Origin of the sequence: Flavobacterium enshiense, assembly GCF_040750275.1 — a bacterium.
Taxonomy (GTDB): Bacteria; Bacteroidota; Bacteroidia; order Flavobacteriales; family Flavobacteriaceae; genus Flavobacterium; species Flavobacterium enshiense_B.
The window spans coordinates 1-23,158 of the sequence record NZ_JBDOCV010000001.1 but is presented as its reverse complement, the minus strand read 5'-3'; the positions used below and the strand labels follow the sequence as shown (position 1 = coordinate 23,158).

25 protein-coding genes are annotated in these 23,158 nt (G+C 40.8%); 4 read left to right on the top strand and 21 right to left on the bottom strand.

All coding sequences use genetic code 11. From position 1 onward, the window contains the following. Positions 1-3: 3 nt before the first annotated feature. From ABGT15_RS00125 to ABGT15_RS00040, 18 genes are read right to left on the bottom strand one after another with little or no spacing between them, the layout of a single operon-like run. Positions 4-261 (bottom strand): phosphopantetheine-binding protein, encoded by a 258-nt coding sequence (locus ABGT15_RS00125; RefSeq protein ID WP_367229392.1) that lies wholly within the window; start codon positions 259-261, stop codon positions 4-6. A 1-nt stretch (position 262) separates the two neighbouring features. After that, positions 263-877 (bottom strand): 3-oxoacyl-ACP synthase, encoded by a 615-nt coding sequence (locus ABGT15_RS00120; protein WP_367229391.1) that lies wholly within the window; start codon positions 875-877, stop codon positions 263-265. Position 878: 1 nt separating this feature from the next. Then, positions 879-2,015 carry a beta-ketoacyl synthase N-terminal-like domain-containing protein gene (locus ABGT15_RS00115; RefSeq protein WP_367229390.1) on the bottom strand — a complete coding sequence of 379 codons (1,137 nt, stop codon included), beginning with the start codon at positions 2,013-2,015 and terminating at the stop codon, positions 879-881. Then, positions 2,015-2,464 carry an acyl-CoA thioesterase gene (locus ABGT15_RS00110; protein WP_367229389.1) on the bottom strand — a complete coding sequence of 150 codons (450 nt, stop codon included), beginning with the start codon at positions 2,462-2,464 and terminating at the stop codon, positions 2,015-2,017. Before ABGT15_RS00110 ends, ABGT15_RS00115 begins: the two co-directional genes overlap by 1 nt. Further along, entirely contained in the window at positions 2,439-3,722 is a 1,284-nt protein-coding gene (locus ABGT15_RS00105; RefSeq protein WP_367229388.1) for an ABC transporter permease, read from the bottom strand. Before ABGT15_RS00105 ends, ABGT15_RS00110 begins: the two co-directional genes overlap by 26 nt. Next, a complete protein-coding gene (locus ABGT15_RS00100; protein ID WP_367229387.1) occupies positions 3,712-4,467 on the bottom strand; it encodes an ABC transporter ATP-binding protein in 756 nt (251 codons plus the stop codon). The genes ABGT15_RS00105 and ABGT15_RS00100 overlap by 11 nt, the downstream gene beginning before the upstream one ends. Before the next feature lie 5 nt (positions 4,468-4,472). Next, positions 4,473-5,468 (bottom strand): BtrH N-terminal domain-containing protein, encoded by a 996-nt coding sequence (locus ABGT15_RS00095; protein ID WP_367229386.1) that lies wholly within the window; start codon positions 5,466-5,468, stop codon positions 4,473-4,475. Beyond that, entirely contained in the window at positions 5,458-5,862 is a 405-nt protein-coding gene (locus tag ABGT15_RS00090) for a hypothetical protein (protein WP_367229385.1), read from the bottom strand. The genes ABGT15_RS00095 and ABGT15_RS00090 overlap by 11 nt, the downstream gene beginning before the upstream one ends. An 11-nt stretch (positions 5,863-5,873) precedes the next feature. Beyond that, entirely contained in the window at positions 5,874-6,332 is a 459-nt protein-coding gene (locus ABGT15_RS00085; RefSeq protein ID WP_367229384.1) for an ABC transporter permease, read from the bottom strand. Beyond that, positions 6,332-6,766 carry a hypothetical protein gene (locus ABGT15_RS00080; RefSeq protein WP_367229383.1) on the bottom strand — a complete coding sequence of 145 codons (435 nt, stop codon included), beginning with the start codon at positions 6,764-6,766 and terminating at the stop codon, positions 6,332-6,334. Before ABGT15_RS00080 ends, ABGT15_RS00085 begins: the two co-directional genes overlap by 1 nt. After that, the gene (locus tag ABGT15_RS00075) at positions 6,766-7,899 is read right to left on the bottom strand and encodes a beta-ketoacyl-ACP synthase III (protein ID WP_367229382.1); all 1,134 of its coding nucleotides are present in this window, start codon (positions 7,897-7,899) and stop codon (positions 6,766-6,768) included. The genes ABGT15_RS00080 and ABGT15_RS00075 overlap by 1 nt, the downstream gene beginning before the upstream one ends. Before the next feature lie 7 nt (positions 7,900-7,906). Further along, on the bottom strand, positions 7,907-8,806 hold the full coding sequence (locus ABGT15_RS00070; protein WP_367229381.1) for a dialkylrecorsinol condensing enzyme DarA: 900 nt from the start codon (positions 8,804-8,806) through the stop codon (positions 7,907-7,909). A gap of 9 nt (positions 8,807-8,815) precedes the next feature. Beyond that, positions 8,816-9,697: an LpxL/LpxP family acyltransferase gene (locus tag ABGT15_RS00065; RefSeq protein WP_367229380.1), complete on the bottom strand. Its 882-nt coding sequence runs from the start codon at positions 9,695-9,697 to the stop codon at positions 8,816-8,818. 6 nt (positions 9,698-9,703) lie between these two features. After that, positions 9,704-9,955 carry an acyl carrier protein gene (locus ABGT15_RS00060; RefSeq protein WP_367229379.1) on the bottom strand — a complete coding sequence of 84 codons (252 nt, stop codon included), beginning with the start codon at positions 9,953-9,955 and terminating at the stop codon, positions 9,704-9,706. 2 nt (positions 9,956-9,957) lie between these two features. Beyond that, positions 9,958-11,184 (bottom strand): beta-ketoacyl-[acyl-carrier-protein] synthase family protein, encoded by a 1,227-nt coding sequence (locus tag ABGT15_RS00055; protein WP_367229378.1) that lies wholly within the window; start codon positions 11,182-11,184, stop codon positions 9,958-9,960. 16 nt (positions 11,185-11,200) lie between these two features. Further along, positions 11,201-11,932: a 3-oxoacyl-ACP reductase FabG gene (gene fabG / locus ABGT15_RS00050; RefSeq protein ID WP_367229377.1), complete on the bottom strand. Its 732-nt coding sequence runs from the start codon at positions 11,930-11,932 to the stop codon at positions 11,201-11,203. A 7-nt stretch (positions 11,933-11,939) separates the two neighbouring features. Next, positions 11,940-13,049 (bottom strand): WG repeat-containing protein, encoded by a 1,110-nt coding sequence (locus ABGT15_RS00045; protein ID WP_367229376.1) that lies wholly within the window; start codon positions 13,047-13,049, stop codon positions 11,940-11,942. Between the two features lie 20 nt (positions 13,050-13,069). Then, positions 13,070-14,590: an HAL/PAL/TAL family ammonia-lyase gene (locus tag ABGT15_RS00040; protein WP_367229375.1), complete on the bottom strand. Its 1,521-nt coding sequence runs from the start codon at positions 14,588-14,590 to the stop codon at positions 13,070-13,072. 118 nt (positions 14,591-14,708) lie between these two features. On the opposite strand from ABGT15_RS00040, the gene ABGT15_RS00035 reads away from it, so the two are divergent. Next, positions 14,709-15,956, top strand: a complete 1,248-nt coding sequence (locus ABGT15_RS00035) for an NAD(P)/FAD-dependent oxidoreductase (protein WP_367229374.1) — start codon at positions 14,709-14,711, stop codon at positions 15,954-15,956. A 46-nt stretch (positions 15,957-16,002) separates the two neighbouring features. On the opposite strand, the gene ABGT15_RS00030 is transcribed toward ABGT15_RS00035, so the two are convergent. Together ABGT15_RS00030 and ABGT15_RS00025 are read right to left on the bottom strand one after the other, a co-directional pair. Further along, positions 16,003-16,596: a hypothetical protein gene (locus ABGT15_RS00030; RefSeq protein ID WP_367229373.1), complete on the bottom strand. Its 594-nt coding sequence runs from the start codon at positions 16,594-16,596 to the stop codon at positions 16,003-16,005. A 114-nt stretch (positions 16,597-16,710) separates the two neighbouring features. Next, positions 16,711-17,319: a hypothetical protein gene (locus ABGT15_RS00025; protein ID WP_367229372.1), complete on the bottom strand. Its 609-nt coding sequence runs from the start codon at positions 17,317-17,319 to the stop codon at positions 16,711-16,713. A gap of 116 nt (positions 17,320-17,435) precedes the next feature. Here ABGT15_RS00025 and ABGT15_RS00020 point away from each other — a divergent pair, with 116 nt between their 5' ends. Together ABGT15_RS00020 and ABGT15_RS00015 are read left to right on the top strand one after the other, a co-directional pair. Further along, on the top strand, positions 17,436-20,912 hold the full coding sequence (locus ABGT15_RS00020; RefSeq protein WP_367229371.1) for a T9SS type B sorting domain-containing protein: 3,477 nt from the start codon (positions 17,436-17,438) through the stop codon (positions 20,910-20,912). 6 nt (positions 20,913-20,918) lie between these two features. Further along, a complete protein-coding gene (locus tag ABGT15_RS00015) occupies positions 20,919-21,683 on the top strand; it encodes an enoyl-CoA hydratase/isomerase family protein (RefSeq protein WP_367229370.1) in 765 nt (254 codons plus the stop codon). Between the two features lie 37 nt (positions 21,684-21,720). On the opposite strand, the gene ABGT15_RS00010 is transcribed toward ABGT15_RS00015, so the two are convergent. Then, positions 21,721-22,344 (bottom strand): 2OG-Fe(II) oxygenase, encoded by a 624-nt coding sequence (locus ABGT15_RS00010; RefSeq protein WP_367229369.1) that lies wholly within the window; start codon positions 22,342-22,344, stop codon positions 21,721-21,723. Positions 22,345-22,421: 77 nt separating this feature from the next. On the opposite strand from ABGT15_RS00010, the gene ABGT15_RS00005 reads away from it, so the two are divergent. Further along, a complete protein-coding gene (locus tag ABGT15_RS00005) occupies positions 22,422-22,874 on the top strand; it encodes a 6-pyruvoyl trahydropterin synthase family protein (protein WP_367229368.1) in 453 nt (150 codons plus the stop codon). The last annotated feature ends 284 nt before the right edge of the window (positions 22,875-23,158 follow it).

Here is a 23,158-nt window from a genome sequence, read left to right as displayed (position 1 = left end):
GAATTATTTGGTTCTGTTTGCAGTAATATAAGCCGCCATGGTTTCAATCGACTGGAAAATCGTTTTTCCTTCTTTCGGATCTGTTAACTTGATACCATATTCTTTGTCCATCAAAACAATCAGTTCCAACGCATCGATAGAGTCCAACCCTAAACCGTCACCAAAAAGTGCATCGTTGTCGTTAATATCTTCTACTGCCACATCTTCCAAGTTTAATACTTCGATGATTTTTGATTTTAATTCCTGTTTTAAAGCGTCCATCTTAATTTCTGTATAATGTATTTATAATCTGTTCGTTATGTTCTAAATCTCCGGTTTCTTCCACTAAATAAGCAACCCCTTTGTAGTTTTCCTGATAATATTCCATCCAACCACACAATACCTTTTGGGCTTTTTGGGTTTCCCGAAGCATTTCCGCATAATTGTGCAGAAAAACCGTTGGAAAAGTATCGAAAACAAAAAAAGCGTTTTCCGATTTCAGCTGGTGGCGAATACTGATTTCGCCAATGCAGATGTTAGGTAAGGTATACACAAACACCGCCGGGCTTGGAAAATAGTCGTTTTTATCGGCTATCGATTCCTGGTATTTTACATCGGTATCCAAGCTTGAAGACTGATTCGCAAAAACGAGCGCAATATCCTGCTCTTCTTCCGATTTTGCAACATCTTTTAAAATAATTTCTGAAGTCAGAAAAGCTAACTTGCTCAGATTGTCCATTTTAAAAAACTTCGGGTAGTCCATCTGAAAATGTTTGTAGGCTGCTTTGGCAAATTCCGAAAACGAAACACCTTCCAAAGCAAAGCTTTTTTCTCCATTCAGAAAAACCGAATTGTTCTCAATGACACAATGTCCCGATATGTTGTTCTTCCTTTCCAAATTAATTTACTTTTTCAAATAACACCGCCGTATTACACCCTCCAAAACCGGAAGCTGTTTTCAAAAAACAGTTGATTGCTGTAGCATCGCTCTGCGCAATTACATTCAGCGGCACCGTTACCCCACTGGTTTCATATCCTTTGGAAATTAGCAACGTATTGCGTTTGGCACTTTCCATTCCGAATATCGTTTCCAACAATCCGGAAGTTCCCAACGTATGACCGTAATAGCCTTTCAGACTGTTTACGGGAACTTGTTCCAAATTCAAACGGTTGAAAGCAATGGCTTCCATTTCATCATTGTATAGCGTAGCCGTTCCGTGGGCTGAGATGTAGTCAATTTTTTCTGCAGAAATTGCAGCCTCGCGTAAAGCACTTTGGATGCTTCTGTACAATCCTTCCCCGGTACGTGAAGGTCCGGAAATATGGTTGGCATCGTTTACGGCACCGTCTCCCAAAATTTTAAAACTTCCGGCGGTCACCTCATTTTCATCTTTGGTCAAATATACAGCTGCAGTTGCTTCACCCAAGGTAACACCGCTTCTGTTGGCATCGTAAGGTTTGCAGGGTTCAGGGCTCATTGCCTGAAAGGAATTGAATCCGGAAAGTACAAATTCCGAAACTTCGTCACCTGCCACCACAAAAGCATTGTCGAACATACCGGATTGCATCATCCTTTTGGCCACTGCCACAGCAAGAATCCCCGACACACAAGCATTGGAAACCACAATAGGTTCGGCAGTAAAACCAAAATAAGTACTGATTTTTTTAGCCAAAACTGCCAATTGTACCGATGCACTTTTATCAAGGCCCTGTTTCAAAAGCCCTATATTACCTTTTGTCGTGGAAAAAACAAAAGCTGTTTTTGGAGTGATTGGGTATTTAGCAACCAAAGGTTTCAAGGCGAGAATCAGCATTTTTTCCAGTTTGGTAAAACCAGTATTCGCTTCAACCGCTTCAAAGGCAACATCCAATTGTTCCGTTTGCACCACCGACGCGTAAAACGACTCCAAAAGCCCCACATCATGGTGCTGCTGAATTCCGGAAATTCCCATCTGCATGGCGTTCCAGTTGGAATCTACATCAAACCCCAGAGGAGTGACGCAATTGGCATCAGTAATATAAACCTGTTTCATCATTATTTCAGTAGTCCAACTTTACGCTTCCATGCCTCGAAAAAAGGCGGTAAATTCAACGATAAATCGCCTTTGGCATCCACAAAAACCTGAATGGTTTCTCCGGTGCAGACTACTTTTTCGTTGGTGTCAAATATTTTATATCGGAAAATCATCTTGGCAGCCGGAGTATCGACAATCGTAGTTTCAATACGCGCGACATCCCCGTAACGCAAAGATAATTTGTGCTCACATTCTGACTTTACGATGGGCGTCGTATAGCCGTTTCGCTGTACATCAAGATAAGAGATGCCGTGTTCCCGCCCAAAGGCTTCGCGTCCGTCTTCGAAATAGGTAATGTAATAACCGTGCCATACGATTCCCAAAGGATCGGTTTCGTTAAAACGTACTCGTATTTCCTGGGAAATGGTCAGTTCCGGCACTTCGTTATACTGCTCTTTTCTTTTTATCATAGCCGATGGCAATTGTAGTGGTTAGTAAAAAGAACAAAAGTAGTAAAATTATTTCGGGTAGGATTTCCAGCAGGCTTCCGCTGCGGAGCAACACGTCATAGAATGCATTCAGCCCCCAGTTCATCGGAGAAATATGCGAAGCGTACTGCATGACTTTCGGCATGGCAAACACCGGCACCCAAACGCCGCCAATAGCCGCCAAAATTACTACCGAAGTAGCGCCAAACGGAGCCGATTGTTCCTGGGTTTTCGCCACCGTCCCAAGTAAAATCCCAAAACCGATAGCGGCCAAACCTGAAAATAAAGCCACCGTACTCATCAGCAGCAATTTACCCTCGATTTCCAGCACCGGCAAGCCCAAATACGGAAAAAGGTAAACACCAACGGCAACCATCAGCCAGAACTGAATCATGCAGATGATTAGGTAGGTTGCGGTTTTTCCGAGGATTACTATGGCATAAGGCACCGGATTGGTAATCAAACGTACCAAGGTTCCCTGACTTTTTTCTTTTACAATATTGATGGAAAGCGGCACCACCACAAAAAAGATGGCAAACAGTGTCCAGGCCGGCACATTGTGCTGCACCGAATTGGGAACAATTTCCTTGTCGTCCACTTTTGGAACGATTTCTTTAAAGGAGATAAAACTTTTCTGTTCAAACAAAGGCTCGTCGGTTTCACCCAATTGATCCTGAAACGTTGCGTAGATGGATTTGGTTTCAATTTGGGAAATCATCTTATCGATGGCACTTTTCACACCGTTTTTAAATGACAACTGGGTCGCCGGATCGAAATATAATTTCACTTCCTTCGGCTTGATTTCCTGAATTTTAGCAGCAGTAACTGTGTCTTCCATCCCGAAAGTACTCAGGATTTTTTCCACGTTCTGGTTGACTTTTCGTTGTAAATCGGAACTCAATTTTTCCGGAATGACAATCGCCAGCTGGTATTTTCCTTTGAAAACCGCTTCTCTGGCAATAGCTTCCGTAACTGAAGTATTATCGAGGGTGGTAACAATTTCGAAAGAACCGCTTTGGTTTAAATTCTCCTGAACGGTTTTAGCGATTTCGCCTTTGTCGTTATCGACCAATAAAATCGGGATTTTTGTTTCGGTAACCGTTTTAAAGGTACTGTCCTGAATTAAGGTAATCGTCACAATCAGCACCAACGGCATGACAAACAGAATGACCAGTCCGCCAAAGTCCCTTTTCAACAAAAGGATTTCCTTATATACCGACATTAAAAATTTATGCATCATCCCGCAGCTCTTTACCGGTTAATGAAATAAACACATCTTCAAGATTATGAGCGTGTTTTGTTTGGGCAATCAAATCGTTTGGTGTGCCTTTGGCATAGATTTTCCCTCGGTCGATAATAGCGATATGGGTACAAAAATCCTGAGCCTCAGTTAAATGATGTGAGGTATAAATAATCGTTGTTCCACCTTCATTCAAGGCTTTCAAATAATCAATAATTACATTTTTAGACTGCACATCTACCCCAACGGTAGGTTCATCCAGAAATAAAACCTTTGGATTGTGCAAAATCCCGGCAATTAAATTCACTCGGCGCTTCATTCCTCCTGAAAAAGTTTCCACACGTTTGTCGGCAAATTTTAAAAGTCCTAAATGGTCCAGCGCAGCATCTACTTTCTGATGCAATTCCTTCCCTTTCAACCCGTACATACTCCCGAAATAACGTAGGTTTTCACGAGCCGTAAGCGTCGGATACAACGCATATTCCTGCGGCACAACGCCTATCGTTTTTTTGATGCTTGTTGCATTTTTATCATACGTAAGCCCGTCAATGGAAAAGGTTCCCGAAGTCGGTTTAATCAGACCACACAACATGGAAATCAAGGTCGTTTTTCCGGCACCGTTAGGCCCCAACAATCCGAAGATTTCGCTTTTTTCAATCAACAGACTTAAATCGTTGACGGAAAAATCATCGGCATCCTTATACTTTTTATAAAGTTGGTTGATATGGATTATCGGTTCGTTCATTACGGTTAAATCGCTTTCTTTAATTTTTTGAAAAAAGCTTCTTCCAAAGCAGCCAAATGCAGTAATTCATCGGCCAAACTATTGTAAACATCCGATTGATTGCTTCGGTTTTTATAAACACGGGCAGCATTTACCGCAAAGTCACGCCATAAATCGCCAATTTGCGTCATTTCAGCCGAAAGTTTCTTCAGTTTTTCATTGTTAAGCACCACTGCGGCTTCCTGTAAAAAAGCAGCGTATATAAAACGGAAGCCTCCGCCTCCGGTACCGATTTCTTCCTGCATGCGCACCATTTGCGCCAGATAATGATTGGCCACTTTCACGCCTTTTTTGGCAGGCCATTTTCGGATATGTCCGGCTAAAAATCGCATCCCGCCCACGCCAACAATAGGCACGGGAGCCAGCATTTTGTTGCAAGTGTCTTTAATCGCCACTTTAATCGCCGAAGCGAAATCAATTTGCAACGGGATATGAATGGGATAATACATCTGACCTTTCGGCGCAAGAGCACCTTTGGCAAAACGTACTTTCTCCAGCTCTTTTTCCGTTAAAGTGGTTACGGTTTCCATCACAGGATCACTGATTAAAAACGTGTTGTCTTGCTTCCCGTACACCACAAGGTTGTGGGCATTGAAATGGAAACGGTATTCATCCGGAAAATAGGTAAGATGGTAAACGCCTACCTGTAACCCGGACGGTATATTTTTTTTAAGATTGTCTTCCAGTGCATTTTGAGCCGATTGCGGGTTAGAGAATTTCACTCGTTTGACCTTGATTCCCAAACGCTTGGCGGCTTTATTGAAAATAGATCCCGGCATTGGACGATAACTGATTGCCGGTGCATGATTAACTTTTAAAATGGGAAGGTAAAAGAAAAACAAGCCGGAGCCAATACCGAAAACCATAGGCTCGCTAATGTTTATTCCGTGATGCTTCAATAAATTCGAAGCCACACCGTTTTCACAATGTGCCGACTGATGGTGGATAAAATTAGTTTCCATTATAGTTTTTGAGTTCTGCTACAGTAATTTCGAAAGCCTCGGCGTAGCGGGACAATATTTTGTCGTTTAATTTTTTGAAAACGTTCGGCTTTCCGTGACGTTTTACGCGCCAGGTCCACATTTCGACATAACCGGCCAGGGTAACCCAGTCCATTTTATGCACTTCCATATAATACACGACCGGGCTTACCAAGCCTTTTCTGACATCGTTTTTGGCCTGTTCGATACGTTCGTTGATGTCCTGTATGGAATTTTCCAACGCGATGGTTTTAGGCTCCCAACCGGTACTTAAGGCGGTGGTATAATTGCCGTTTTCATCGGTGGCGTAGCAAAGCTCTTTCATGTTGTTGGACGAAAGATTGCTTTTATCCTGAGGTACTTCTTCCTTCTTCATCTTCCTTCTTTTTACTTTTCCTGAATGAACAGGTTGATTTCGGCTTCCAAGAGTAACGTTTCACCTTGAAATGTCTTGCACAGCATGGTGCAAATGCTATAATTGTCGGCGTCAAATCGGGAATGCAGCACGGCATCCGTTGTGATCGTCTCGCCTACTTTGGCTAAGGCATACACTTTTGTTTTTTTGATACCGCTGATAAAACCGATTACTTCCACATCTTCCTTTACCTGATTGTCATCGTCGATAAAAAAAGTCTGCCCTACAATAGCCGAACAAGTTTGGGCGGCATTTTCGATTAAACCTACTTCGGCAAAAACACCATTTTCCACAAAAAGATTATCGTTTTGGATGCTGAAGACCGTTTTCACTTCATGGTCATTAAGCTCCAAGATTGAATCCACCATGAGCATGGGTGCCCGGTGTGGCAGATAATTCTGAATATCGATTATGTTTTGTAAAGACTCCATTATGATGCCAATACGGTTTTCATTTGCCCACGGGCGATTTCCTGATCGTTTACTTCCGAGACGATATCCACCAAAGTTACCCCCATGAATTCGTGCAACACGTTAACCGTGGTTTTGATGGTATCTCCTTTTTTGGGAAGCTTGGTTATGGTTATTGTTTTGATCGACCCGATATATCCGGTTGGAGCCGGCTCTTGCTTTAAATAAAACTGATAGCCCGTAAACAAAGCTACCGATTGCGCCATATGTTCAATCAAACCGGATTCCTGAAAAACGGTTTCGTGTTCAAAAATATTATCATCACTAACCGTAAGCCCGGCAGTTACTTGGTTTTCGGAAAAAGAAAACAGCGCATCCACCATGACAAACGGAAATTTCTGCGGAATCAGGTTTCCGACAAATGCTTTGTCCAATAAGGGTAAAGTGTGTTCCATTAGCAAACGGTTAAATAAGCATACGCATACGAAAATCTTCCACTTTCAGGAACCGATAATAAAATCGTATCGCCTTTTTTAAGCTTTCCGGAATTCATCAGTTCTTCCAACATTAAATAAATAGAGGCAGAACCTACATTTCCGACATGCTTCAGGTTCATAAACCATTTTTCCATCGGCACTTCAACACCTTCTTCCGCTAATGCCTTGTAGAGTCCGCTTACAAAATAATGAGAGGAAACGTGGGGCAGGAAGTAGGTAATATCGTCTACTTTTATATTATTCTTTGCCAGCGCTTCTTTCATACTTACAGCGCCTTTTACCAGAATATGCTTATCCAAAATTTTCACATCTTGTTTGATAGAAAACACGGATTCTGAAAGCCACTCGCTGGTTTTGTAATTGCTCCAGGGTTTGATACTGCCATCTTCCATTTTATCACCTCCGGCATACATGCAGGCTTCCAGTTCATGGGCATATGAAAAAGCTTCCATCCATTCTATCTTTAATGGATTTTCGCCTTTTGGTTTATTTTCCAACAGGAAAGCTGCTGCACCGTCGGATAACATCCAGCGCAAAAAATCTTTTTTGAAAGCAATAATTGGCTGTTCTTCCAGATTTTTGAGATTGATAACTTCGTTTTCAAACTTATCCGCCAACATCCAGGTAGAGACTCTTTCCGAACCGGTACAAACCGCATTCGAAGTATTCCCTGATTTCACCGAAAGATAACCGAATTTCAAAGCATTCATCCCTGCATTGCAAACCCCGGAAGAAGAATTCAGTTCTACGGAACGATTTTTCAGCAAACCGTGTACCATGGCCGCATGCGACGGCAACAGATTATCTGGGGTGGAGGTTCCGCAGGAAAGCAACTCTAGATCTTGGGCAGAAAAGTTGGCATCAAAAAGGGTTTCAATCGCACCGCAGGTCAACTCGGCGTTGGTATGCGTTGGATTCCCTTCAGCATCTAAAGCATAGTACCGTGTGGAAATACCATTATTTCGCAACACGATGCGTCGGGCTTTGGAGGCCGTATTATTGATTAAACCCAGAAAAGCTTCCATTTCATCATTTGAAACAGGCTTATTAGGCAAAAATTTTCCAGATTTTGTAATATAAACTTCAACCATAATATTGTTATACCCCCTTATAATACGCTTTTTCCTTACTTATTTTAGAAAAAACCAACGGGTATTTTAAAAGGTGCAAGATATAGACAATTGGCGAGATTAACCAAATTGCCACGAATAAATAAACATTAAAAACCTTTAACCATTTTGGACGTGAAGCTTTCTTCTTTATGATAAGATTGGCCCACTTTTGAAACATTTTGTTGGCTTTTTTATCCATTTCCACTAAAAAGGGACGGATCTCCACAGCACCATTAAAAACAAAATCCACCTGAAGAGTATCGAAAGAACTCCTTTTCAAGTGGTCTAACAGAATTGTTCCGAATTTTGTTGCGCCGGCGATCTCTTCATCGGAAACACCCGGCTTGGGAAAAATTCCAAACTTTTCTTTTTTTCCGGTAAACATCCATTCCACTATCGTTACCACACTCACGTGATTGATGTGTCGGTCTACCAAAGCTACATTCCCAACCAATTTCGCATCCAGTCCTTTTAAAATGGCTTTCATTTTTTCCTGCGCCATCACCCACATATTACGGGCTCCGATTACGGTAACCACTGGAACGCCCTTAAAAAGTTGTTTGGCATATTCACTTTTCAGAAAGGAATTTACCGGAATGGACGGTGACAAATACCAAACCTGATACCCTAAAACAATCAAATCATACTTCTTCCCCAACACTTCATCTGAAGGAGCATGCACGGTTCTTGGAATTTGTAAAAAAGATTCGGGAAAAGCATCAAAAAAAGAAGGCTTGTCCCAAGGAAACGGGAATGGTTTTTCCAGACCTATATCGCAAAAAGTAACCGAAACTTCCGAAGACGAAAGCAATGGTTGGGCAATGTTTTTTACAATTTCTTCCAGTTGCCCGGATTGGGTATAGTAAAGCACCAGTACATTTTTCATAGTAGTGTGTTAACGCTTTAAAGCATTCCAAAAATCAAAATAATTGAACCATTGCAACGGATATTTCCGAAGAATGGATTCCACGCTTGTGGTGTACGCTTTCAACAATCCTTTTTCATCACGCTGTTTCACCTCTGCCATTCGCGCATACAAATGATAATGCAGATTGGCTTCCTTCATCACATACACAAACACCACCGGCACTCTCAGACGGGAAGCAATCAAAAACGGACCGGCCGGAAAATTCGCTTCCTGCCCCAAAAGTTCTTCCGTCATGACCTTGGTTCCTTCAAAATAACGGTCACCGGTAAAACAAATCAACTCATTATTGGAGAGCGCGTTGTTGATTTCGAAAATATGCGACAAATCCTCTTTCACAATAATAAATTTGATCGACGATTTTTTAGTAACACTGTCCAGGTATTCCTTAATCACGGAATGCTCCCTGTCGGTGGTCACCAGATTGATCTGACAATTCAAATCGATCTCTCCGAAAAAATGCTCGGCAATTTCAAAATTACCCACGTGGGCACTGATTAAAACACCTCCTTTTTTTTCGGCTAACAACTGATACAGCAACTCCACACCGTCAAACTCATACGTAAACTTGTTTCGTAAGCCGGCAGAAATGGCTGTTTTATCTATAATGGTCTGTCCGAAAGTAAAGTAACTTTTATACACCATAACTTTCGATTTGAAATACGAATATTTCAAACGATTGCGGAAATAATAAAAAGTCGCCTGATTGCTTTTACGTTCAAACAGAAAATAATAAAAAGCTACAAAAACCAAAACCGAATAAGCCGCTTTGATTCCGAGCTTTTTTATACAAAAAACAAATATTTTATACCCTAAAAGAGTCCCTTTGGACTTACCATCCCACTGACTCATAGTATATTAGTTCTTGTTCTGAATCTTTGTTTCGATTAGATTATAGAAATCCTGAAAAGTAGCGATTCCAACGAAATCCGCTTCTCCTAATTTCACGCCGAAATTTGCTTCGATAGACACTACCAAATCTACGTAATCCAAACTGTCAAGACCTAAGGTATCTTTTAAGTTGGCTTCCGGAGAAATCACATCGGCATCTACCTCAAATTCATCCACTAAAATCTCGTTAATTTTCTCTAAAATCACTTCTTTGTTCATATTTATTCTTTAAATTTCTTTACCACAACTGCTGAATTTGTTCCACCAAATCCAAAAGAATTCGACAAATATATATCAAATTTTTTATTTACAGTTTTGGAAGCAATATTTAACTTTCTGGAATCCTCGTCCGGTTCTGAAAAATTGATGTTTGGTGCAATAAAATCGTTTTGCATCATCAGAGTAGAATAGATCAGTTCACTGGCTCCGGCCATCCAACACTCGTGTCCTGTCATGGATTTAGTCGAACTTACATACGGATTGCTTTCCCCGAAAACTTCAAAAATAGCTTTAGCTTCATTGGCATCTCCCAGAGGGGTTGATGTGGCATGAGCATTGATATATCCTACTTCACTCGGATCAATTCCTGCCTGTTGAAGCGCACGACGCATAGCTGTTGCCGGACCTTCTACGTTAGGCGTGGAAATATGCCCGCCATTGGATGAAAAACCATAACCGATTACTTCGGCGATAATAGGAGCGCCTCTTTTTACGGCTGATTCATAACTCTCCAAAATAAGGGTTGCCCCTCCTCCGCTTGGCACCAAACCGTCTCTTCCCACATCAAATGGGCGGGAGGCTTTGGCCGGATCGGCTTCTCTTGGCGAGAAAACCCCTAAGCCGTCAAAACTGGCCATAGCATATTTATTGATTTCCTGTGCGCCTCCACATATGATAATATCCTGTAAGCCACTCTTAATCAAATGAAATCCCAATCCTACCGAATGCGAACCGCTGGCACAAGCTGCACTGATGGTCATGTTCACCCCGCGCAAACGGAAAATGGTGGACAGGTTCATGGTAACGGTAGAATTCATCGATTTGAAAATCGCTCCCGAGCCAATCAAAGCGGTATCTTTCTTCTCGCGGATGATATCGGTGGCTTCAATAATCGCTTTGGAAACACTGTCGTTACCATACAGAATTCCCACTTCATTTTCATCAAAAAAAGCATCATCGATTTGCGCATTTTTCAACGCCTCGATGGTCGCCATATAAGCATACTCGGTTTCTTCGCCAATGCTCACGCGCTGACGACGGCTCAGAAGATTTTTCAAATCGGGTTTAGGCACCATTCCGGTCAAAGCCGACTGAAAACCGAATTCTTTTCTTTCCTCATCATATGCAATCCCTGATTTCCCTTCATAAAGTGACTGTTTCACTTCTTCCAATGAAGTTCCAATACAGGAATAAATCCCCATTCCGGTAATTACAACTCTTCTTTCCATGCTTTAAAAAGTAATGTTATGAATAAATTCCGCCGTTTATATTGATAACTTCCCCTGTAATGTACCCCGCTTTAGGTGAGGCTAAGAAACCAACCAGTTCGGCTACTTCCTCTGCTTCCCCAAAACGGTTTACCGGGATCATTTTTACTAATTCTTTTTCATCCAGTTCGCCGGTCATATCGGTACGGATAAACCCGGGCGCTACCGCATTCACGGTAATATTACGTTTCGCCACTTCCTGAGCCAAGGCTTTGGTGGCCGCAACTACCGCTCCTTTTGCCGCAGAATAATTGGTTTGCCCCGGCGTTCCTTTTACTCCGGAAACCGACACCATATTCACGATACGCCCGTATTTGTTACGCAACATTTTTTGGATAAAGAAATTCGTTACGTTGAAAAAACCATTCAGACTCGTGTTGATTACGTTGCTCCAGTCGTCATGGGACATCCACATGAACAATCCGTCGCGTGTAATGCCCGCATTATTCACAATCACCTCAACCACGGCATCCGGATTGGCTTCCTGCCATGCACTCAAAGCGCTTTTTACTTCTTCAGCATCCGACACGTTGAATTTGATTATTTCACCGGTCGCGCCTTTTTTCACCACTTCTTCCAAAGTTTTTTCGGCCGCTTCCTGGTTTGCCTGATAATTGATCAGGATATGGTATTTTTTATCTTCTGCTAATTTCTGACAGATGGCGCTCCCGATTCCGCGGGAACCTCCTGTTATTAAGGCACATTTCATATTTGTACTATTTTTGAAACAACTCGGCGTTTTCGAACCATTTTCCGCCCAAAACCACTCCGTCAGTTTTAATAAATCCCCATTGTTTGCCAGACTTCACGCGAGCGAGTCCTCCAACAAATCCTTTTTCTTCTTTACGGAAAATCCCGAAACCTCCGGCCGTAATCTGATAATTCGTCGGAATTACCATTTTGCCGGTAAGGTCTACAAATCCCCATTCTTTATCTTTTACCGGAGCCAAACCATCAGCACTGAAAACCTCAGCATCTGCATAAGTTGGCTGAATAACATATTCTCCTTTCAGATTAATGTAACCCCATTTTTTACCTTCGCAAACCGGAGCCAGATTTTTGGAAAAGGCGCGCGCTTTATCAAATTTCGGTTCGATAACCCATTTCCCTTTTAAATCTATAAACCCTACTTTTTCTCCTTTTTTGACATAGGTTAGGTCTTCACTGTGAAAGTCCCAGATTTTATCAACACCTTCTATCGGGCTGAATTTGTTTGCTGTAACCAAACCAAAGGCACCGTCTTTTTTAGCCCAGGTTGTATTTTTGAACAGATTACCCACATCTTCATAATCGATGGCCACAACTACTTTTCCGGTTTTGTCGATAATCCCCCACTTGTCGTTGTTTTTAACACGGGCATATCCGTCTTCAAACGATTTAATGATTTGATACGTCGGCGGAACAATCACATCGCCTTTGGTGTTTATTATGCCTATTTTTTCGTTTTGTTTGATAAACGCCACTCCTTCTTCGAAATCAAAAAATTTTTCCGAAGCCGGCATTTTCAAAGTTTCGCCTTTTTTATTGATGTAAAACCATTGCTTGTCTTTTTCTACTACACAAATGCCGCTGTTGAAGTATTTGGCATCCGAAAAAGCAGGTTGAATTACCCATTCTCCTTTAGGATTGACAAACCCCCATTTCCCGTTTTCCTGAGCAGCAGCCAAACCTTCTGAGAAATTTTTAGCCACCTTGAATTTGGGTTCGATCACAAACGCTCCGGCTTTGTTAATATATCCAAACTTCCCGTCTTGTCTTACCAAAGCAAGCTCCTGGGCGGAAACCATCTGAAAAAGCAACACCAATAAAAAAGTCAATACTCTCATACCTTATAATTTGATCGGATTTATTCTGCCATTAAGTATTCTTTTACTTGCTGCACATAAGGGTACATAACCATATCCTGTTTGAATTCCGGAACAATGTTTCGCACTTCGTCGTACATTTTTCGGGTCACGGAAGAAATCTCGTTTTTATACTCCAACGCATCAATGGCCTGAACGATGGTAATCAATTCGATGGCCAATACTTCAAAAGCGTTTTCAATCACTTTTCCTGTAATGACTGCAGCGTTGGTTCCCATACTAACAATATCCTGATTGTCGTTGTTGTTCGGAATACTGTGTACGTACATCGGATTCGATAACGTCTGACATTCTGCTGTGGTAGAAGTTGCTGTAAACTGAACCCCTTGCATTCCAAAGTTAAACCCAAGCGTTCCCAAGTTTACAAACGGAGGCAAAATTTCATTCAGTTTGGAATTCAACAGATAATTTAACTGACGCTCGGCCAGCATCGTTAATTTGGTGATGACCAACTTCAGCTTGTCCATTTCCAGAGAAATATAATCCCCGTGAAAATTCCCGCCGTGGTATACGTGTTGGTTTTTCACATCTACAATCGGGTTATCGTTGGCCGAATTGATTTCGTTTTCCAACACTTCAGAAACATTATTAATGGTATCCAGCACAGGCCCTAAAATTTGAGGCACACAACGCAAAGAATAATATTCCTGTACTTTTTCCTTGAAAACCTCTTCGGTATTTTCTCCTGTATACAAATGATCTTCACGTTTTCTCACTAAAGAACTGTCTGTCAAATTATCACGCATACGTTTGGCAATCTCCTGCTGACCGAAATGACGTTTGGTATTGTTCAGTTCGGAAGAAAGATGGTCGTCGTACGCTTTTACGATTTCGTTGATCGCACACGATAATTTTATGGCCCAATCCAGTACTTTTTCAGCATTATGAACATTCACAATACCGATTCCGGTCATCACGGAAGTTCCGTTCATCAAGGCCAAACCTTCACGAATTTCCACATTGATCGGTTGCAATCCTTCCAGTTCAAAAACTTCTTTAGTGGCTCTTCGTTCTCCTTTGTAGAACACTTCACCTTCCCCGATAAGGGTTAAAGCCAAATGTGCTAACTGAACCAAATCTCCACTAGCCCCAACACCACCGTGTTCGAAAATAAGCGGTGTAATATCGCGGTTGATAAATTCCTGCATCAGATGAATCAACGAAGGATGCACGCCAGAATTCCCTAATGAAAGTGTATTAAGTCGTGCCAAAATTGCCGACTTTACACAAACCGGGCTCAACGGCTTACCAGTTCCTGAAGAATGGCTTCGGATTAAATTGTATTGCAGTTGCAGGCGGTCTTCGTCTTTAATACGGTATTGTGCCATGGGACCAAAACCGGTATTTACACCATAAATCACCTTATTGCCCGAAAATTCTTTTAAAAAATTAAAGCTTTCCTCCACACGTTTCACAACGGCATCACTTACCTCAACCTTATTGTTTTTAAAAACAATCGCTGTAAACTCCTCTAAGCTCAAAAACTCGTTTATAGTACTCATTAAATTTGCGTTTTTACCTACGGAAATAATAGTAGATAATTTAATTTCTATTTTAAAAAATGTATTTACATTTGACAGCAGCAAAGGTAATATATTCTTAAAAAGAAAAAAGAAAAATATGACACAGGAATTTGTAGATGTATTGGTAATTGGCGCCGGACCTTCCGGCTGTGTTTCAGCTTCTTACCTTCACAATAACAACGTTAAAGTAAAAGTAGTAGAGAAAACCAAGTTTCCTCGTTTGGTTGTCGGAGAAAGCTTAATCCCAAGGGTTATGGATCATTTCGATGAAGCCGGTTTGTTTCCAGCGTTAGATGCCATGAATTTCGAAAAAAAATTGGGTGCCCGATTCATCCGTGGTGAAGAAATTTGTGTTTTCGATTTTAGCCAAAAATTTGGAGAAGGCTGGGATTGGACTTGGCAGGTTCCCCGTGCGGATTTCGACAATACTTTGGCTCAGGAAGTCATCCGAAAAGGGATTGACCTTGAATTTGAAAGCGAAGTACTGGACGTAAAATTTAACGGAAGTGATTCCATCACCACTGTTAAAGACAAAGACGGAAATATCAAAGAGATTCATGCCAAATTTATTATTGACTCCAGTGGTTATGGCCGTGTACTGCCACGTTTACTGGATTTGGACACGCCTTCAAAATTAGATCCGCACTCATCCATCTTCACCCATGTTAAAGACATTAACCGCCCGGAAGGCGAAGAGGGTACGTTGATCTCTTTCGACATTCTGGAAACCGAAGTATGGTTATGGGTAATCCCGTTCTCTAATGGTAATACAAGTTTGGGAGTGGTGGGACCTACACATTTTATCAATTCCCTTTCTACCAACAAAGACAATGCTGAAGCACTGAAAAACGCCATTCAGTTGTCCGATTATTATATCAAACGCTTTGGCGGTGTCGATTTCTTGTTTGAACCGGTAAAACTGGAAAATTATTCCCGCTCAGTAAAACAAATGTACGGTGACGGATTTGCCCTTACTGGAAACAGTTCGGAGTTTTTGGATCCGGTATTCTCTTCCGGAGTGGCTTTTGCAACAGAATCCGGAATGTTATCGGCTAAATTGATTCACCGACAACTTCAGGGAGAAAAAATCGATTGGGAAGTAGAATTCACCCAATACATGAGAAGCGGAATCGGGGTTTTCACCACGTACGTAAAAGAGTGGTATACCGGAAATCTGCAAACTTTGTTTTTCCATCAGCCGGAAAATCCGGACGTAAAAGAAAAAATCTGCGCGGTTTTAGCAGGTTATGTCTGGAATCAAGACAATCCTTTCGTTAAAAAACACGACAGTGTTATTAAAAACATGGCCTATCTGATTAATCTTGAAAAAGAAAAGGCCGAATAAAAACAAAACCCCGATTCATTCATCGGGGTTTTGTTTTAAAGAACACTTATTTATTTGCTTTCTTCATCTCTCTTGCAAACTCTTTTGCTAATTTAGCATACGCTTCTGAAATCCTATAGCCTGAATTATAGTCGAAACCAGCCGCTCCATCACCTAAAACTTTTTCATAACCAACCGACAATATTACATTGTCCGGATTTTCAATCTCGAAAATTTTAATAATTGCATTCAATTTTGATGGTTGCCTAACCACCCCTACATTATAACCTGGGTAAATCCAAAGCGTCTGTATTTTTGCAGTATACTTTGCCGAAGATAAATTTTTATCTGCTTTTATTTTTCCATCAAATCTTTTATTGAACGATTCGATAAATTTTGGTTCGTATCTTTCTTCTCTATCCAAAAACCACGATTTTTTAAAATCTTCAGCCGTTCCTTTTGCTTCTCTTTTCTTCATTTTATCTTCCAGAAAAGCCTCTTCTGTTTCAAACTTATCAACTTTCAGATTAGTGTAATCAAAAACTAAATTAAACCCGGTTATTCCTTTCAAATTTTTAAAATCTCCGGAAAGAATTCTTTTGTTTTGAGCGATCATCACTCCCGACAGCAATAGCAAAGCAATTATTACAATTTTTCTCATAAATCATAATTTAAAAACAAGCAAATATATAATTATTTTCTTATGATTTCAGCAATTTATTCTATAAAAAAACCCGGATTACTCCGGGTTTTTTTATAGAATAAAGACTAATTATTAAAACGCTTCTTTAAGAATCATTTTCGCTAACGATTTACCAGTTTTAGCAAATCCTTCACCAATTCTTGATTCATTGCTGAAGTTGCTTCCCCACTGATCTCCAGGTGAGTTTTCACTGCTAACTTCTAACACAACATTGCTTTTATTTGCTGTTTCTACAAATTTTAAAACCGTAGTAACTTTCGCCGGCTGCTTCATCATTGCTACATCCCAACCCGGGTAAATCCAAACCACATCAACAATCAACGTATACTTTGCTGAGCTTAACCCTTCTTGAAATGACATATCCTTTTTATCTTTTGTCATCACGGTGTTCATTAACTCTAAAAATTTAGGATTCCAAATCATCTCCTTACTTCCTTCCCACTTCTTTTTCCAAATATCTCCGTTTCCTTTAGTTTTCTCGTTCAACTCGGTAGATCTATTTTTCACGTATTCAGCCTCAGTAAGATTTTCTTTCATCAACTTAAGGTTCTCGTAAACAAACTCTACGTTTATTTCTTTTTGACCTTGGATGAATTTAAAATCACCACTTTTGACTTTCATTTTTTGTGCCATTGTTGCTCCCGACACCAATAGCAAGGCGATAATTGCAATTTTTTTCATTTTTCTGAGTTTAATGTTAAAATTTGAGATAAAAATAACATTTTAAAACAACACAAAAAACACAAATTGTTTTTTTTAGGTTATTTTTGCTTTCCTAAAACCTAACCAACTTAATAATGAGGCTACTAACCCTTTTTCTTATCCTGATAGCGCATTCTGTTTCTGCACAATTAAGCAGCAAACACTGGATACCTCCCCTTCATTCCAGAGATGCAACTCAAATTGAAGATTATTACCTTTATCTTTCTACTCCGGAAACCACTCCTATACGAGTTACCATAACTTATGGTGACGGAACCTTAGTTACGGGTTCTCCGTTTACCATTTCCCAAAGCAGTCCACAGGTAATTTTTATCGGACAAGGTCAGCCAACAAAAATGTTTGTTGATGAATCCGGCTTAAACACTGTAGAAAGCGACAAAGGTCTCATCCTTAGCTCTAGCCGAGATTTTTATGCCAGTTTTCGATTAAGAGCCCAAAGTCATTCCGAAACTTTAATCTCAAAAGGAATACCGGGTATTGGTACTGCATTTCGAATCGGCCACATGATTAACGAGCCTAACGATCAGCGAAAAAATTTCATTACCAGTTTTATGGCAACCCAAGACAATACACAGGTAACCGTTTCCGAATACGACACCACTGTTATTTTTGAATCGTCTCTTGGACCTATTACAGACGACACGCAAACCTTTGTTTTAAATGCGGGTGAATCGGTAGTACTGACCGGACACAGCAGCAATCCTGGCAATATTACCGGTTTTATAGGAGCTTTAATCAGCGCCACCAAACCTATTGCTGTTAACGCCGGTAATTCCTTAGGAGGCATTGAAAACCTGAGAGCCGATTTCTGTCTCGATCAGATTGTTTCTACTTCGCAAATTGGCAGCGAATATATTTTTATTCAAGGTAACGGACTGCCGGAAATGGAAAAACCTTTAATTATTGCACACGAAAACAATACTGAAATTTTCATTAACGGAAGCAGCACAGCAGCAGTACGTCTTAATGCCGGTGACTACTATCTAATCCCAAACAGCTTTTACCAAGGAACTAACAATAAAAATATTTTCGTCAGGGCCACAAAACCTGTATTTGCTTATCAACTTATCGGAGGAGGTTCAGACACAGCCACTTCAGGACTCAATTTCATACCCCCTCTAAGTTGTTTTTTCCAAAACTCGGTAACTGTTCCTGCAGTTAATGAAATTGGAAATACTCAGTATAGCACCGATTTAATGGTTCTTACCTATGCATCCGCAACTTTAACACTTAACGGAAGCCCAATCAGTACAGATTTAGCGCAAGCAGTTCAAGGAAATACGGAGTGGGTAACCTACCGAATTCCAAACGCTTCGGGTAATGTCACCTTAGTATCCACAGGCCCTTTAGCATTAGGTGTTTTCGGATATCTTGGCAATGCTTCCGGATATGCAGGATATTATTCCGGTTTTGGGAGTACACCTCAGGATACTGATGTAGTGGTTTGTACCAATCAAACAAAAGACATTTTTGAAGCCATCATTGGAAACCCTGAACCGGGAGGAGTATGGACTGTTCCTGCGGGAGGAGCGCCAATTGTCAACAACATTTTTGACCCAGCAGTACATTCCCCTGGGCAATACACCTATTCTTTCTCAAAAAACTGTAGCTCTTCTGTTGCCAATTTCAGCGTTAGGGTAAATGTATCTGTTCAAAACGGTCAAAATCCCGGAACAGACACCCAAAAAACAGTCTGCAAGAATGACCCCACTTTTGATTTATTTGCCCTTTTAGGCCCTAATGCCGAAACCGGCGGTTACTGGACTCCTACGTTGGCAAGTGGAACAAATATTTTTGACCCCAATACTGACATAACAGGAACTTACATTTACACATTACCCGCTAACAATGTTTGCGAAGAAGTTTCCGCAGAAATTATCGTCACGGTAAACCCCCTACCAACTGTTGCAACAGTAAGCGATTACAGCAAATGTGATGACAACCTGGACGGAAACGATTCCAATGGAAGCGTCACCTTTAACCTGTCTTTTAAAAATACTGAAGTTTTACAAGGTCAAACCGGTATTACCGTAACATATCACACCAACAGTAATGATGCCTTAAACGGAAACAACGCCATAACTTCGATAACTTCAGGTAACCGTATCATTTATGCCCGATTAAGAAATACGGCAACCGGATGTTTTAACACTACATCTTTCAACTTGGTTGTTGTTCCCAAACCCACTGTTTCGAGCCCTGTCACGCTGAAACAATGTGATGTCGATCAGGATGCGTTCACCAACTTCAACCTTCACGAAGCCGATGAAATTATTAATAACGGCAGTAATTTAACATTCTCTTATTTTACTTCTTTAAATAATGCCGAGAACAATCTTTCTCCTATTACCAATGACACAAATTTCCCATCCGGAAACAGAAGAATATGGGCTAGGGTTGACGACAACAACACAGGATGCTACAGAACCGCAGAACTAAATCTTGTGGTTTCCGCAACACAGATTCCTGCTTCTTTCAACCCTGTTCTTCTAAACGAATGTGACGAACTGGTGAATAATGCTTCACAAAATGATGCTGCCAATAACGGATATGATTTCTTTGACTTAGGATCAACCAGAAACACATTCCTTGCTTTGTTTACCAATCCAAGTAATCTTACCGTCAGCTATTACACCTCTCTAGCCGATGCAGAAGCGGAGATAAATGCTATTGACACTACTGTTCCTTTTAGAAATACCATTCCAGATTACCAGCCCATTTTTGTCAGAATAGACAGCAACACCAACAATGATTGTATGGGATTAGGCAACTATATTAACTTACAGGTCAATCCCATTCCGAATGTTAATTTAGGGGATGATTTCCTATTGTGTCTGAACCCGCAAACAGGCCTAGGTTCGCAGATAATTGATGCAACCCCGGCAATTTCAGGCAATTATTCTTACTTGTGGACGCCTGCAAATCCTGATGCCGACACCAGCGGAAATGAAAGCGCACAATACAACGTTACACAACCCGGCAATTACTCTGTAGTTGTAACAAATACCGACACTAATTGCAGCAATACAGATTCTGTAGTAGTGACTGGCTCTTCAGAACCTTTGGATGTAACTGTTGTCCTTTTAACCCCTCTTTTTTCCAACGGACTGGCAGAAATTGAAGCAACAGCCATTGGCGGTTACGGACAATACGAATACAGCGTTGACGGCATACACTGGCAAACCGACGGATTGTTTACAGACCTTCAAAACGGCAGCTACACTGTACAGGTGAGAGACATTTTGGGTTGTGGCCCAATAGTGCATTCAGAAGAGTTTTACACCATAACCTATCAAAATTTCTTTACCCCTAACGGAGATGGTTTCAATGACACTTGGAAAATTGGCAATATGCCTTTATCGTACAATGCAAAACTGTATATTTTCGACCGTTACGGAAAACTACTAAAACAAATTTCACAAGACGGAAAAGGATGGGACGGAACCTACAACGGCATTCAACTTCCGGCCACCGATTATTGGTTTAAAGTGGAATACATAGAACACAATGCCGAAAAAACCTTTACAAGCCACTTTTCATTAAAAAGATAACCAACCATGAATGCAAATCAAGGAACATTACAAACTATCATAAACAACAGAATTGCCACCGTAACGTTTGGTCATCCGGCCAGCAATTCGTTTCCCAGCGAACAGTTACAGCGATTGACAGATGAACTCAACGCATTAAGTTACAACACTGAAATTTCATTAATCGTCTTAAAAAGTGAAGGTGCAGGAGCCTTTTGTGCCGGTGCTTCCTTTGACGAGTTACTGGCAGTCTCCAATCTGGAAGAAGGTTCAAAATTCTTCTCAGGATTTGCCAATGTAATTAACGCCATGCGCAACTGTTCCAAATTAATCGTTGGAAGAATTCACGGAAAAGCCGTTGGTGGCGGAGTCGGTTTAGCCGCAGCCTGCGATTATGCTTTGGCTACAAAAGAAAGCGCCATTAAACTATCGGAATTAGCTATTGGAATTGGACCCTTTGTTATCGAACCGGCCGTTTCAAGAAAAATTGGAAAAGCGGCTTTAGCAGAAATGACATTAGCGGCTCACGAATGGAAAAAAGCACAATGGGCAAAAGAAAAAGGCTTGTACGCTGATGTCTTTGAAACCGTCCAAGCCTTAGATGCAGAATTGGAAAGTTTCACTTCCAAATTAGCCTCCTACAATCCCGAAGCGCTAACCGAAATGAAAAAAGTACTTTGGGAAGGCACTGAAAACTGGAACACCTTACTTTACGAACGTGCCGGAATTTCGGGTCGTTTGGTATTGTCCGATTTTACGGTTAACGCCCTGAATCAATTCAAAAAGAAATAATTTTAAAGGATTCGGATTGAGACATTCAGTCCGGATACTATCTTGTTTTCAACCAGCCCGTAATACTCAAACGGGGTTGTTTCACGGGTTTAACCTCATGCTCCAACACCTGACTTTCAAAAATCACCATTCTGCCTGGTTTGGGCACGATATTCTTTTCGGTTTCCCTGCCATTTTCGTCCTTATAGATGGTGAGTTCTCCGCCAAAGTTATCTTGCCAGTCTTCATCATTCAGATAACAAACCATAGAGAGTTTTCTTCGGCTGTCATTTTGAAAGGTATCCAGATGACGCTTGTAAAAAGTCCCTTCCGGATACAAGGCATAATGAAATTCCTTGTCTTGTATTCCTAAAAAACAAGTGCGGTTCAGATACTGCACAAAATCGTTGATCCGGTCGAAATACAACTTTTCGGCTTCATCGGCTCCGGCTTCATCCATCCATAAGATAAAATCACCACGAATCGCATCCATGATTTTCTCATTCGACTGATTGCCTATAGCTGATTTTTTGAAATTATTTTCATCGTATTTCTTTAGCAGATTGCTTCGCAAAACGGCCACTTCCGCTTCAGAAAAAAAACGATCGGAAACAAAATATCCCTCACTCATTAACCCGTCAATAATCGCCTCATAGAACGGATTGATTTGAAAATCACTCATAGCAGTAAAAATATAGCCAAAGATACAAAAGTTGTTCCTCGATTTTATTTACTAAATTTGTCCTCTAATTAAGAACGATGAATAACATCAGAATTACAAAACAGTTTACATTTGAAACCGGGCATGCTTTGTATGGTTACGATGGAAAATGCAAGAATGTTCACGGGCACAGTTATAAGCTTTCTGTTACCGTAATCGGACAACCCATTACAGATACTTCCAATGTAAAATTTGGGATGGTAATTGATTTTGGCGATTTAAAAAAAATTGTAAAAGAAGAAATCGTAGACATTTTCGATCATGCCACTGTTTTTAACAGAAATACGCCTCACATCGAATTGGCCAACGAATTGAAAGACAGAGGGCACCATGTAATTTTAGTCGATTACCAGCCCACCAGTGAAAACATGGTGATTGATTTTGCCGAGAAAATAAAAAGTCGCTTACCGCAAACGATAAAATTACACTCTTTAAAACTACAGGAAACCGAAACTTCCTTTGCAGAATGGTATCAGTCGGATAACCTATAACAGTAGTTTAAAACACAAGAAACATTCAGATAAGCAAACTGCTATAAAACTTTCAGGAAAAAACTGGAAGTTTTTTTTAGGAGCAAGGGCCATTTCATCTCAAAACACTTTTGGCTCCTGCTGTCCGTTTTATTTTTTGTTTTGCATAAGTGCACCAAAACAAAAAGATACCACTCCCATCAGGGCTATAAGAATCAGTTGTTATTCAGAACCCCATTTCTTTATCCATAAAAAAAGCACCCGTTATGGGTGCTTTTTGTTTTCTATGTGATACGGTTTATTTC